10 protein-coding genes and 2 tRNA genes are annotated in these 13,602 nt (G+C 64.6%); all 12 read right to left on the bottom strand.

Translation table 11 applies throughout. The features are described 5' to 3' along the window. Nucleotides 1–69 precede the first annotated feature (69 nt). Nucleotides 70–1,257, bottom strand: coding sequence for a glycosyltransferase (locus tag ACFY5D_RS18305; protein ID WP_387533180.1), 1,188 nt, complete (start codon nt 1,255–1,257; stop codon nt 70–72). Between the two features lie 90 nt (nt 1,258–1,347). Then, on the bottom strand, nt 1,348–2,259 hold the full coding sequence (locus ACFY5D_RS18300) for a DMT family transporter (RefSeq protein WP_387533177.1): 912 nt from the start codon (nt 2,257–2,259) through the stop codon (nt 1,348–1,350). After that, nucleotides 2,247–2,885: a CDP-alcohol phosphatidyltransferase family protein gene (locus ACFY5D_RS18295; protein WP_387533175.1), complete on the bottom strand. Its 639-nt coding sequence runs from the start codon at nt 2,883–2,885 to the stop codon at nt 2,247–2,249. The genes ACFY5D_RS18300 and ACFY5D_RS18295 overlap by 13 nt, the downstream gene beginning before the upstream one ends. 113 nt (nt 2,886–2,998) lie before the next feature. Beyond that, complete coding sequence (locus tag ACFY5D_RS18290) at nt 2,999–3,844, bottom strand: phage holin family protein (RefSeq protein ID WP_387533172.1); 846 nt, start codon at nt 3,842–3,844, stop codon at nt 2,999–3,001. Nucleotides 3,845–4,046: 202 nt separating this feature from the next. Beyond that, nucleotides 4,047–4,119 (bottom strand) — tRNA-Asn (locus ACFY5D_RS18285). A 170-nt stretch (nt 4,120–4,289) separates the two neighbouring features. Next, entirely contained in the window at nt 4,290–5,363 is a 1,074-nt protein-coding gene (locus ACFY5D_RS18280) for a glycosyltransferase family 4 protein (RefSeq protein ID WP_387533169.1), read from the bottom strand. 64 nt (nt 5,364–5,427) lie between these two features. Then, nucleotides 5,428–7,110, bottom strand: coding sequence for an ABC-F family ATP-binding cassette domain-containing protein (locus ACFY5D_RS18275; RefSeq protein WP_387533168.1), 1,683 nt, complete (start codon nt 7,108–7,110; stop codon nt 5,428–5,430). Between the two features lie 115 nt (nt 7,111–7,225). Next, nucleotides 7,226–8,650: a lipase maturation factor family protein gene (locus ACFY5D_RS18270; protein ID WP_387533165.1), complete on the bottom strand. Its 1,425-nt coding sequence runs from the start codon at nt 8,648–8,650 to the stop codon at nt 7,226–7,228. A 147-nt stretch (nt 8,651–8,797) separates the two neighbouring features. After that, nucleotides 8,798–8,870 (bottom strand) — tRNA-Asn (locus ACFY5D_RS18265). A gap of 66 nt (nt 8,871–8,936) precedes the next feature. Beyond that, complete coding sequence (dnaG, locus tag ACFY5D_RS18260; RefSeq protein ID WP_387533162.1) at nt 8,937–10,811, bottom strand: DNA primase; 1,875 nt, start codon at nt 10,809–10,811, stop codon at nt 8,937–8,939. Between the two features lie 139 nt (nt 10,812–10,950). Continuing rightward, the gene (locus tag ACFY5D_RS18255; RefSeq protein ID WP_387533159.1) at nt 10,951–12,234 is read right to left on the bottom strand and encodes a deoxyguanosinetriphosphate triphosphohydrolase; all 1,284 of its coding nucleotides are present in this window, start codon (nt 12,232–12,234) and stop codon (nt 10,951–10,953) included. A gap of 8 nt (nt 12,235–12,242) precedes the next feature. After that, complete coding sequence (gene dusB, locus ACFY5D_RS18250; RefSeq protein ID WP_387533156.1) at nt 12,243–13,439, bottom strand: tRNA dihydrouridine synthase DusB; 1,197 nt, start codon at nt 13,437–13,439, stop codon at nt 12,243–12,245. Nucleotides 13,440–13,602: the final 163 nt, after the last annotated feature.

Genomic DNA, 13,602 nt, shown 5'->3' with positions numbered 1-13,602 from the left:
CCAAAATCATCCTAATGGATTCTTGCCGATGTTTTCACATCGCGAACATCCGCGCCTGGGAGGCGGGGATCAGCGCAAGAAATCTTCGGCCGGAGCACCGCGGTAAAGAGCCTCAAAGGTGTCCATGGTCTTGACGTGGCTGTGCTTCGCCGCCTTGGCGTGTCCCGCTTCTCCCATGATTGCCCGATCCGCCGGGCTCATGGCCAGTATTGCGTCCAACTTGTTTGCCAGGTCTTCGCGGTTTCCGGGTTCGAAAAGGTATCCGTTGACCCCGTTGTCCACCAAGTGCGGCAGTGCCATGGCGTTGGCCAGCACCACCGGCCTGGATGCGGACAGCGCTTCCAGCGTCACCAGCGACTGCAATTCAGCGGTACCGGGCTGGCAGAACACGTCCGCTCTCAGGTAGGAGGCGCGGAGTTCCGCGTCGTCCACATGCCCCAGCAACCGGACTCGGGATTCCACGCCTTTTTCCTTGGCAAGCTTTGCCAGGTAGGTTCGTTGCTCGCCGTCGCCCACGACCTCCAGGTGCGCATCGGGCACCGTCTTCATGAGGCTCAGTGCCTCGATGATTTCGTTGACGTTCTTTTCCACCGCAAGGCGTCCCGCAAAGAGGATGGTCGGGTAGGGATTGCGCTCGATGATCTCGCCGTCGGCCAACTCATAGTTGCTCGAATCGATGCCGTTGGACAGGGGCAGCACATTCTCAAGCCGGGCGTAATCACGCATTGCCCGCGCCGCAAGCGGAGTCGGGGTGGTGACAACGTTGGCCTTACCCATGATCTTGCCCATGTCACGCCAGGAATTTGTGGCAATGATCCGCTTGAACCACTGGGGGAAAGGCAGGAACGGGTCAAGGTTTTCCGGCATGAAGTGGTTTGTGGCAACCATCCGGATTCCGCGCTTGCCGGCGACGGACAAGACGCCCTGGCCAATCATGTAGTGGCACTGTGCGTGCACGACATCGGGCTTGATCTCGTCGATCAGCTTCTTGATTTCCGGGTTGATTTCCCAGGGAAGGCAGACTCGGAAGTACTCGTGCGTGGGAACCGAGTGCGAACGCAACCGGTGCACTGTCGCCTCCGGCCGCTTCTCCGTGATCGTGGGGCCTTTTTCGGGTCGAGTGGCCATGATGTGGACCTCGTGTCCACGTTCGGTCATGGCCGTGGCCAGACGGTAGCAAAAGACCGCGGCGCCGTTTACATCCGGTGGATAGGTGTCCGCCGCAATCACAATTTTCAAAGGTTTCTCGCCCGTCACAGGGGTGTTTCACTCCTCGACGCGGCCGCTTGGCGGCCACGGTTGTCGTTGCAATGTCTTATCTCGCGTGTTGCAGGATGGTTTGAAGGTCTAGTTTCTTTCCGAAATCTTCAATCGGCGCTTGGACTCGGCCTTGCGTTCGAGCACGTCGGGGTGGTGCCTCGACAGGAGAATCACACCTACGATAGCAACGCATCCGGCCCCGACCATGCCTAACGCCACCGACGGCTGGACATTAGGATCCAACTCACCAAAAATGCCGATGCCGATCCCGATGCCGACCATCGGATCGATGACCGTCAACCCGGCAACCACCAGGTCCGGCGGCCCCTTCGAGTATGCGTTCTGCACAAAGTACGAGCCCAGTAGCCCGGCCACGACCACGCCGACCACGGCATACCAGGAAACGTTGGCCAGGAAGAGCCCGTTGGGGTTCAGCAGCGACACGGAAATCGTGCGCACCAGCACCGCCACGAATCCGAAGAGCACGCCGGCGCCGACGATGTAGAAGAAGGCGTTGGTCCGGTGTGGCATGAAGGCCACAATGCCGCCGAAGAACGCCACGACCACGGCCAGCAGCAGGAGCGTAATCATTTCCTGCGGTTTCGTGATTTGATGCTCTTCGCCCGTGACCTGGATGGCCAGGAGGACAAAGACGATGCTGCCGGCCATGCAGGCAATGATGGCCAGGATTGTCGGCCGGTTCATCTTGATGTCGTGCTCGCGGGAGTTCACCACGGTGGTGATCACCAGGGCGATCGCCCCGATCGGCTGGACGACGGTGAGCGGTGCACTTGCCAATGCGTAGACGTTCAGGCTCATGCCGATGCCGAGCAATACCAGGCCGAAGACCCAACGCGGGGTCTTGAACAGGCGCAGCAGGCCAAGACCGTTGACGCTCAGCCCTCCGGCGCTGGCGCGAACCGCGCTGGACTGGCGTTGGGTGCCAATTGCCAGGAAGAACGCCCCGGCAATGGCGGCCATGACCGCTAGCCAGACCATTCGGTTCCCATCTTGAGCGCTTTGGCCTTCCGCCGGGCTTGGATGAAGTAGCCCACCGCCGCAATCACGTGGAGCAGGCAAGCCAAGGCCAGGATCCACGTCGAGATATGTCCGAGGATGGTACTGCTGCCCCAGTTGGTGTTGCCCAGCAAGAGCAGCGGCGTACCTGCCAGCAAGAGTGCCGTGCGGATCTTGCCCAGGTTGCTCACCGGCAGGTTGGGGCTGCCCTTGAAAAGCACCAGCGCGTTGATGATCAGGATGATGTCCGGAATCACGATGGCGAAAACAAGCCATGCGGGAGCGATCTTGGTCGCCACAAAGGTGCTGGCTATGACGATGAGCGCAACCCTGTCAGCGACCGGATCAAGCCACTTGCCGACCGTCGAAATCTGGTCGAGCTTCCGGGCGGCGTACCCGTCGATCCAATCGCTGCTTCCCAGGACCACAAGGGTCAGCGTGGCCCACCCGTAGTGAAGCGTTACGGTTTGCCAGACAAAGAGCGGGACAAGCAGGAAACGCAGCACGGTAATGACGTTGGGTACCGTCCAAAAGGTGGTGAGTTCGCGATACTCGAAGTTGTCTCGTGTACCTGCACCGATGATGCGCATCTTCTCCCCCTCTTTCATATCCGGTGGCGGTTCCGCTGTCCTCACAACCGCCGCTTAGATCCTGATCCCCAGTTGATTCCCCATCCGTCGTTGCCCGGTGGGCCGGGCCGGCGCTGGTGGCCGGGTTCTGCCTACTTGCGCAGGAGCTTACGCAGGAAAACGAAGAACATGGCCATCGAGCCGGCCATGACGGCCAGGGGCTGCCAACGTTCGCGCAGGGCTTCCTTGGCGTTTTCCCCTTCAAGTCCGCTGAACTCGACCAATTTTTCGGTCGCGGCCTCCACGCCGTCGTTCAGTTTTTCCGAAGCCGTGTTGGCAAAGTGGCGCGCTTGGGCGGCGGCCTTGGTGATGCCCTCGCCAGCCGCGTGGGTGGCATCCGAAATCTTTTCGCTGACTTGGAGCGGCACCTCGAGCTTTTGTCCCAGCCCATCGCGGTGCAAGGCGATCTGCTCGCGGCGCTCACGGGTGCGGATGATCAGTTCGTCGTGCGTGAGCTTGTCGGCCTTCGGCTTCTTCTCGGCGGTCTTCTTCTCGGCGGTTTCCTGGTCCGTCTTCTTCATCGAGAACGGTTCGTCCAAGGTCGAAACATCGAAGCTGCTGCCGTCCTTGATGATTCCGAGGTCGTGGCGGAAACCACGGATGGCTTCATCGGGAACCAGCGGCATGGTGCTCTTGACCCGCCAAACGGCAAAGCCGGCGAGGATCAGTGCCAAGACCAGGAATCCGGCCGCAACCACCAATGCTGCAAGCCATGGAGCCATCACCGTACCGAGACCCAGGATGAGGGCCACCACCAGGGCTATGACCACGAAGCCGAGCAGTGCCACGGCGACGATGCCGGCACCTGCCGCAACGCCGACATGGATGCCCTTTGATTTGAGGATATTCGCGGCAATGCGCGCCTCGTCAGCCAGCTGGCTTGGAATCAGGTGGCGCAGTCCGTCGACCTGCCCCTTGATGGTTCGTGGCGTAGACACGTACGGCTGTTGCGTACCTGTCGATTCCGTTCCAGACATGGTGTCTCCATTTCGTGTGGCCATGGCTCGGCCAACTCAAACCAAACTATCACTCGGACGTGCCCAAACCACTCAACCGGAAGGGGTACACCCAGGGTATGAGATGGGCCAGACACAAGAAATCCCCGTCCTCGTGAATGAGGACGGGGATTTCTTATTTGCGCTCCTCCGACTGGACTTGAACCAGTAACCCTTCGATTAACAGTCGAATGCTCTGCCAATTGAGCTACGGAGGAAGGAAGCAGGTAAAACAATATCAGAGTTCTTGAGCAATGCAAAAACGAGGGCCTGTGGCTCTCCCCTCACCAGCATGAGGGACCAAATCCGCCCTTGGCCAGCGGCGATTCAGACAGTTTCGACATGCCCAAGATCACCCCGCCCGGCCGGTGAGGAGTCGCTCTTTCGGCTACTTCCGCTTTTCCAGCACCGATTCGGCCAGCTCCAGCAGCTGCCGGGCCGAGGTCTGCCACGAATAGCTCTCGGCGCGCTTCAGCGCGGCGGCGGATGCCGCGCGCCAGGTCTCGGGTGCCGCCAGTTCCTCGACGGCAGCGGCGAAGTCCCTCGGGCTTTGGGGATCGACATAAGAGATGGCCTCGGCGCCGACCTCGCGGAAGATCGGCATGTCGGTGGCAACCACGGGAGTTCCGACGCTCATCGCTTCGACCAGCGGCAGCCCGTATCCCTCGGCCCGCGACAAGGACACCAGGGCCGTCGTGCGCTTGAGCAGGTCCTGGTATTCCTCGTCCGTGACGCCGTGATGGAACACCACGGTGCTCCCCCGGGGAACCAAGGCCTGGAGCTCGGCCTCGCGCTGCGGCGCGATGTTGCTCAGCAGGTGCAGGGAGAAACCCGGCAGGTATTCCATGGCCCGGATCAGCGTTTCGACGTTCTTATATGGCATGAATGAGCCCATGTACAAGAGCGTCGGCTCCGGATCCACTGACGCATCGCGGGGCACCGCACCGGGTGCCGGCGCGTTGGAAACGATTTCCACCGGCTTGCGCGAGAGCCTGTGCTTCTTGATGAGGTCCTTGGTCGTCTGGCTGACCGTTGCCACGGCGTCGGGACGGTTGAGCAGCATCCGTTGCGGCCAGTACATCTGGTGGAACAGGTACCAGCCGATCCGCACCGGCAGCGGCAGGAAGCCCGGGGCCTTGGGGTGTTCGTAGTAGATCAGGTCGTGCAGGGTCAGGATGAGCCCGTACTTCCGGCCCATGCTGCCCATCGTCTGCATCGGGGAGAACACCACGTCCGGGCCCAGCTTGTTGACCTTGCGGGCGACGAAGGGCTCAAGGGGGGAAAGCGGTGAATTGATCAACACGTGCGGCACATCCGGCAGCAGCTTCAGCTGCGCCGGGTCGTTGATGAGCATCGTGACGTCGGCGATCTTTGCGGTTTCTTCGATCAGGCACGAGGTGAAACGGCTGATGCCGTCGTGGTGCGTGGTCCGGGTGAACCGCGCGTCGATAATCAATTTCACTTTGGTCTTGCTTTCGGTCGTGGAGCCGGCGGGGCGTTGTGCGGTGCGGGTGTGGATGCGGGCTTTACCGCGCCCGCTCAACACGCTTTTCGTCCCACACGGGTTCCGCCGACTCGTAGACCTTGCCGTCGGAGCCGAAGACCAGGAAGCGGTCGAAGGACTTCGCGAACCAGCGGTCGTGCGTCACCGCAAGCACCGTTCCCTCGAAGGCGTCGATGGCGCGCTCCAGGGCCTCCCCCGAGTGCAGGTCGAGGTTGTCGGTCGGTTCGTCGAGCAGCAGCAGCGTGGCGCCGGAAAGCTGCAGGAGCAGAATCTGGAAACGCGCCTGCTGGCCGCCGGAAAGGGAATCGTACTTTTGCTCGGCCTGGCCGGCCAATCCGTAGTTGTCCAGCGCGCCGGAAGCAGCTTCGCGGGCCAGGCCCGAGCGGTGCTCGTCGCCGCGGTGCAGGATGTCCAGCAGCGTGCGACCAAAAAGGTCGGGGCGGCTGTGCGTCTGGGCAAAGAACCCCGGGCGGATGCGGGCGCCGAGCTTCACGGTGCCGGTGTGCGGCACGGGTGCGATCTCGAAATCGGAAACGGGCAGGTGCTCGCGCTCCGGATCGGTTCCGCCGGCGGCCAGGAGCCGCAGGAAGTGCGACTTGCCCGAGCCGTTGGAGCCGAGGATCGCCACGCGGTCGCCGAACCAGATTTCGTTGCTGAACGGCTTCATCAGGCCGGTCAGCTCAAGCTTTTCGGCAACAACCGCGCGCTTTGCCGTGCGGCCGCCCTTCAGGCGCATGTTCACGTTCTGTTCCAGCGGAATGGCCTGGGGCGGGCCGACCTCCAGGAACTTGGCAAGGCGCGTTTGCGCGGCCTGGTAGCGGTTGGCCATGTCCGAGCGGAAGGCTGCCTTGTTTTTGTACATGTTCACAAGCTCCTTGAGCTTGGCATGCTCTTCATCCCAGCGCTTGCGCAGTTCCTCGAAGCGTTCGTTGCGTTCGCGGCGCGCATCGACGTAGGAGCCGAAGGCTCCGCCGTGGATCCAGGCGGTGGCGCCGGAGAGCCCAGGTTCCAGGGTGACGATGCGCGTGGCGGCGTTGTTCAGCAGTTCGCGGTCGTGGCTGATGAAGAACACCGTCTTGGAGGACTCGTTAAGCGTTGCCTCGAGCCACCGCTTGCCGGGAACGTCGAGGTAGTTGTCCGGTTCGTCGAGCAGCAGGAGCTCGTCCGGGCCCTCGAAGAGCGCCTCGAGCACCAGGCGCTTCTGTTCGCCGCCCGAAAGCGTCGAGGCAAGTCGGTACTGGGCCCGGTCGAAGGGAATGCCGAGGGCCGCCATGCAGACCTTGTCCCAGGCGGTTTCCAGCTCGTAGCCGCCGGCGTCTCCCCAGTCGATGATGGCCTGGGCGTAGCGCATCTGGACTTTTTCATCGTCCGACTCGAGCATCAACGCTTCGGTCTCGTCCACGGCCTTGGCGGCGGCGGCGAGGTCTGCCGATGCGGTGGAGACCAGGAGGTCTCGGACGGTCGATTCGTCGCGGACCTGCCCGACGAACTGGCGCATGATTCCCATGCCCCCGGAACGGCTGACTGCCCCCTCGTCGGCTTTCAGGTCGCCTGCGATGATCTTGAAAAGCGTCGTCTTGCCGGCGCCGTTGGGTCCGATGAGCGCGGTCTTGGATCCCGCGGTGACCTTGAAGGTGACACCGCCAAGCAGCTGCGTGCCGTCGGAGAGGAAGTACTGGATGTCGGATACGTCGATATGAGCCACTGTCCCATCCTACTGACCCGCGGCCCGGCACCCCACCGGATCACGCCGAGGGAGGGGAAACGCACCCTGCGTCCTTTGCCATTTTCCATGTGGCCGGACCATCGGTGGCGGACGCTCATCGCAGGGTGAGAGGACCGAACACCAGCACCCGCTCGTCCCGCACCCAGTAGGCCCCGGTCCCGCGGCGCTGGGCCGCCGTGGCGAAACGGTAGCGGTAGGCCAGCACCCGGATGAAACGCGGAGGCCTCCCGGCAAACGGGTCGTGGCCCAACAGCGCCAGGGTCCGGGCGTCGGCCTCCAACAGCCTGGTGAGCAACACATGGAACCAGCGCTGGTGCAGCCCGTTCAGCGGCAGGAACCACATCATCCAATCCAGGCGCAGGTGGTAGGGGGCAAATTGGCGCGGGAGCCGGGACACATCCCCCGGTTTGCCCTTGAACCCGTACTCCAGCCATTTCGCTTCGTCCGGCGACTCGTCTTCGGTGCCCTCGATGACCACTTCGATCCGCTCCCGGGTGACCGACCCAAAGGCCCCGTAGGCGTTACCCAATTGCCATCGGTTGAAGGAGGCATTCATCAGCTGTCGGGAGGAGAACAGGTTGCGCAGCGCCGGAATGGAGAGCACCGCCAGCAGCAGCGTTCCGGCCAACGTGAGCACGATCCACCAGATTGGCGCCTCGGCACGCGCGCCCGTTCCGGCCGGCAGCCATGGCATGAGCCATCGCAGCACCGGGTCGCTGATCCGGCAGGAGGCCAGCACGATGGTGATCCAGTTCAGCCACGCGAAGTTGCCGGTGGCCACCAGCCACAGTTGCGTGCCAATGACCACGCCGGCCGCGATGGAAGCGATCGGCTGCGGCGCAAAGAGCAGGAACGGGATCACCAGCTGGGCAGTGTGGTTGCCCACCACCTCACAGCGGTGCCACCATTTCGGGGCCAGGTGGGCCCATCTGCTGAACGGTCCCGGCATCGGCTGGGTCTGGTGGTGGTAGTACATGGCCGTGAGGTTCCTCCAGGCCGGGTCCCCCCGCCACTTGATCATGCCCGCACCGAATTCCAGCCGGAACACCAGCCAGGCAACCAGCAGCAGGATGGTTTGCGGTGGCGGGACCTGACGGGATCCGAGCAGGCCCACGGTGAACCCCGCCTCGAGCAACAGCATTTCCCAACCGAAGCCGTAGAAGACCTGGCCCACATTCACGATCGACATGTACAGGCCCCACAGGGCCAGGAAGCCGGCCAGCGGCAGCCACGGGGGCCCTGCTTGCGGAAGCCCAACCACCAGCACCGCGGCGATGGCGATCCCGGCGGCACACACGGCCACAAGTTTCCGGTCCGAATACCCGATCCGGCTGAACAACGAAGGACCGCGGGCCCCCTGTCCTCCCAGCAGCCGGGGCGCGGGAAGCAACCCGTGCTCGCCGAGCAGGGCCCGGAACTGGTTGAGGGTCGAGATGAAGGCAACGAGGTAGATCAGCGCGACCCCGCGTTGCAGGATTTCACGGGCGATGCCGTAGTCGTACGCCGACAACCACTCCATGTCACCAGCGTAGATTCACCGTGGCGCCGCGGCCATGCCAGGCAGCCATCGGATTTTCGCCCGTGAATCGTTGCCTTGCGACAGCGGATTTTTAAGCAAAAAAGAATCCGTATTCTCACGGATGAGAATACGGATTCTTTATTTGAGCTCCTCCGACTGGACTTGAACCAGTAACCCTTCGATTAACAGTCGAATGCTCTGCCAATTGAGCTACGGAGGAATGCAACGAGAAATAGTCTACACATGATTTCGTGAAAACAAAAATCGGGGTCCTCCCCCGCCGGGATCACTCCTGGCGCAGGGCGCGGCGGCGCAGTTCCAGCTCCAGCAGCTCACGGTTGATCCGCTGGAATCCCTCGGGATCGCCCGCCGGGTCCATGCGCTGGAGCTGCCCCATCTTCTCGGCCTTCAGGTGCGTGATCTGTAGTTCGAAGAGCCTGTTGATGATGTCGTTGCAGTAGCGAAGCAATGCTTCGTTGGTGCTGGCGGGCAGCGGCGTGACGGCAAGTTCGGAAACGAAGGAGCGCAGCGGCTCCGGCACTTCCTGGCGGATCGCCTCGACCCACTGGGCCGGGGTCGCCCCGGCAAGGCCCGCGGCACGCACGCCGTCATGGACGGCGGCGTGGGCCGGCGCCAGGAACCTTGCATCGTAGAAGGCCTGCCACTGCTCGGGGGTCAGCTGTGCCGGCTGCTGCAACACGACCTCGAGCGCCTCGCGTTCCATGCGGGACACGGGGTCGCGCGGGTCGGGCCTGCTGAAGACCTGGGCGGCGGGCTGTTCCGGGGTCGTCTCGAGGGGGCGTTCGTGGGTCGTTTCGGTCTTGGGCATCCGGTTTCGGCGCACGGAGGCACCCACCGAGCGGTTGACGTCATCGACGTCCATGCCGAGCCAGCCGGCGAGTTCACGGGCATAGGCTGGGCGGATCGCCGAGTCCCTGATGCCGGCGACGATCGGTGCGCTGACGCGCAGCGCCTGGACACGCCCCTCGACGGTGTTGAGGTTGAATTTCTTCAGCCCCGCCTTGATCGCGAACTCGAAGAGCGGGCGCTTGGAATCGATCAGCTCGCGCACGGCCTCCGGGCCGCGCGTCTGGCGCAGGTCGCACGGGTCGGCGCCCGTTGGCTCGACGGCTACGTATGTCTGGGCGATGAACTTCTGGTCTTCTTCGAAGGCGCGCAGGGCAGCCTTCTGGCCGGCGGCGTCGCCGTCGAAGGTGAAGACGACCTCCCCGCCGGATCCGTCATCGCGCAGCAGCCGGCGGGCGATCTTGATGTGGTCGGCGCCGAAGGCGGTGCCGCAGGTGGCCACCGCGGTCCCGATGCCGGAGAGGTGGCAGGCCATCACGTCGGTGTAGCCCTCGACCACCACGATCTGGCGTTCCTTGGTGATCTCGCGCTTGGCGAGGTCAACACCGTAGAGCACCTGCGACTTCTTGTAGAGCTGGGTTTCGGGGGTGTTGAGGTACTTCGGGCCCTGGTCGTCCTCGTAGAGCTTGCGGGCACCGAATCCGATGGTGGCGCCGGAGAGGTCGCGGATGGGCCAGATCAGGCGGCCGCGGAAGCGGTCGTAGATGCCGCGGTTGCCCTCGGAGAACATGCCGGTGAGCTTGAGCTCCTCATCCTGGAAGCCGCGCCCGTGCAGGTGCTTGAGCAGGGCATCCCAGCCCTGGGGTGCGTAGCCGACGCCGAACTGCGCGGCGGCGTCCTGGTCGAAGCCGCGTCCGGTGAGGAATTCCTGGCCGGCAGCGGCACCCGGGGTCGCGAGCTGCTCGCGGAAGAACTCCTCGGCGATCTTGTGCGCATCGAGCAGGCGCTGGCGACGCCCGACCTCTTCGCGGCGCGGGCCGGAGCCGCCGTCCTCGTAGTGCAGTTCGATGCCGGCGCGTGCGGCAAGGGTTTCGACGGTCTCGGAGAAGGTGCTGTGGTCCATTTTCTGGATGAAGGCGATCACGTCGCCGGATTCGCCGCAGCCAAAGCAGTGGAACGTGCCGACCTGCGGGCGCACGTGGAATGACGGCGAGCGCTCGTCGTGGAACGGGCACAGGCCCTTCCACGAGCCCACGCCGGCAGACTTCAGCGTCACATACCCGTCGATGACTTCCTTGATGTCAGTACGGTTGCGAACTTCTTCGATGTCTTCACGTTTAATCAGGCCGGCCATACCCCTAGTCTAGTGACCGCGGCAAGCTCCGGCCGCCAGCCGGCGCCCAGGTGTGGACGAGCACGGGACGCCGGGCGGCCCGAGCCGTCGCCCGCGGGGAGCCACGGGGAAACGACCGAGGCGCACGGGACCTGAACGGTTAGAAGAGCCGTTCGTTGAAGCTCTTGCCCTCCACCAGCGTGGCGTGCCACTCGATGGCCGAGGCGTCGGTGAGCGATGCCACCTGGTCGATCACGGTGCGCAGGCGGTCCGCGTCGTCCCTCGCTTCGCGCCAGTCGGCGGCGAAGAGCGGATCCAGGTACTTGTCCCCCGTCTCATGCAGCAGCGTGACGAGTTCGGAGAGGATCTCGCTCTGCCGCGCGTAGATGGGCTTGCGCTCGTCGCTGGTCATCACGTACGCGGTGGCCAGGCCCTTCATGGCCGCGATCTCGTGCTCGGTGGATTCGGGCACGATCAACCGGGCGTTGAAGCGGGTGAGCGCGCCGTCGCCGTACCGCTCGCGGGTGGCGTCGATCGCCGACTGGCAGAAGCGCCCGATGAACTGGCTGGTCATGTCCTTGAGCGCGGCCATGGAACGGCGGGAGCCGTCGGTGTGCGGCACCCATTCGCTGGTCGCCTCCAGCCGCCGGATGGCTGCGTCGATGACGTCGTCCTCCACCTGCGGCAGGTACCACTGGCGGGTGAACTTGATGACCCGGGCGCGCTGCTCGGCGTCCTTGATCCAGCGCAGCTGGAAGCGGCCGGCGTTGATCGCGTCCTCGACGTCGTGCACCGAGTAGGAAATGTCGTCGGCCAGGTCCATGACCTGCGCCTCGATGCATGTCTGGCGCGGCTCGGCGCCGGAACCGGCCCGCAGCCAGTCGAAGACCGGGGCGTCGTCCGCGTACACGCCGAACTTCGAGGTCGTCTTGCCGTCCTTTTCCGGGGCGTCGGCCCGCAGCCACGGGTACTTGCAGGCGGCGTCGAGCGAGGCCCGGGTCAGGTTCAGCCCGGCGGAGGCTCCGTTGTGCCTGAAGGTCTTGGTCTCGATCCGGGTGAGCAGGCGCAGCGTCTGGGCGTTGCCCTCGAACCCGCCGATGTCCTTGGCCATCTCGTTGAGCGCGGTTTCGCCGTTGTGGCCGAAGGGCGGGTGGCCCAGGTCGTGTGACAGGCAGGCCGTGTCGACGACGTCCGGGTCGCAGCCCAGGGTCGCGCCGAGCTCGCGGCCGACCTGGGCCACCTCCAGGGAGTGGGTGAGCCTGGTGCGCACGAAGTCGTCCGAGGAGGGGGCCACCACCTGGGTCTTGGCGCCCAGGCGGCGCAGCGCCGAGGAATGCAGGACCCGCGCACGGTCGCGCTCAAACGCGGTGCGGTAGGCCTTCTTGGGCGGTTCGGGAACCCAGCGTTCCTCGTCCGCCGCCGTGTATCCGGGGATCTGCGACATGGACTGGTTTAGCCTCCGGAAACGTCGAGCTCGGCGGCCGAGATCATGGCCTTGTGGTTCTCGTTCAGGTCTCGCGTGGAAAGCCAGCCGTCGGGCAGGTGGGTCTTCTTGGGCGAACCGGCACGGCCGCGCTGGCCCTCGGCGTCCTTGCCCGGGTACGGCATGTCCAGGTCCAGCTGGTCCAGCAGCCCGCGCAGCACCTCGAGCGTGGGCACCTGGGCCAGGGCCGAGCGGATGTCCCCTCCGACCGGGTAGCCCTTGAAGTACCAGGCCATGTGCTTGCGGATGTCGCGCAGGCCCTTGAACTCGTCCTCGAAGTACTCGGTGAGCAGCTCCGCGTGGCGGTACACGGTCTCGGCGACCTTGGCCAGGCCCGGCTTGAAGCGGGTGTCGGTGCCGTCGAAGGCGGCCTGCAGGTCCCCGAAGAGCCACGGGCGGCCCATGCAGCCGCGGCCGACGACGATGCCGTCGACACCGGTCTGCTGGACCATGGCCACGGCGTCCTCGGCGCTCCAGATGTCGCCGTTGCCCAGCACCGGGATGTCCGGCAGGGATTCGCGCAGCTTGGCGATCGAGTCCCAGTCGGCCTTGCCCGAGTAGTACTGGCTGGCCGTGCGGCCGTGCAGGGCCACGGCCGCAACGCCGTGGTCGCGGGCGATCTTGCCCGATTCGATGTAGGTGAGGTGGTCCTCGTTGATGCCCTTGCGCATCTTGATGGTCAGCGGCACGTCGCCGCGGGCCGCCTCCGTCGTGGCCGCCTTGATGATGGCGGTGAACAGGTCGGTCTTCCACGGCAGGGCCGCTCCCCCGCCCTTGCGGGTGACCTTGGGGACCGGGCAGCCGAAGTTCAGGTCGATGTGGTCCGCGCGGTCTTCCTCGACGATCAGGCGCACCGCGGCGCCGACGGTCTTGGGGTCCACGCCGTAGAGCTGGACCGAACGCAGCTCCTCGTCCGGGTCGTGGGAGATGATGCGCATCGACTCGGGGTTGCGTTCCACCAGCGCGCGCGAGGTGACCATCTCGGTCACGTACACGCCGCCGCCGTATTCACGGCACAGGCGTCGGAAGGCCTTGTTGGTGATGCCCGCCATGGGCGCAAGGATCACCGGGGTTTGCACGGTGTGCTTGCCCAGCTGCAGCGGGGGCAGCTCGAGCTTGGCGCCGGACGGCACGGGGCTTACTGGGGAATCGGCAGTTACAGTCACTAACCCATTCTCTCAAACATGTGCAAATCGGGTACCGGTGCGGACTAAGTTGTGCATCACAGCCGCGGCCGGGCCCCTCCGCCCGCAACGGACCCGCCGCGGCGCGGCCGGGCGCACCCGCGAACGTGCGGGGCGTGAACCCGAGATGCGCCGCGACCGGCCG

It is taken from the genome of Paeniglutamicibacter sp. NPDC012692 (assembly GCF_042901625.1).
Classification (GTDB): Bacteria; Actinomycetota; Actinomycetes; order Actinomycetales; family Micrococcaceae; genus Paeniglutamicibacter.
Note: the sequence above shows the minus strand (reverse complement) of the source record. Positions and strands in the feature narration are given on the sequence as shown.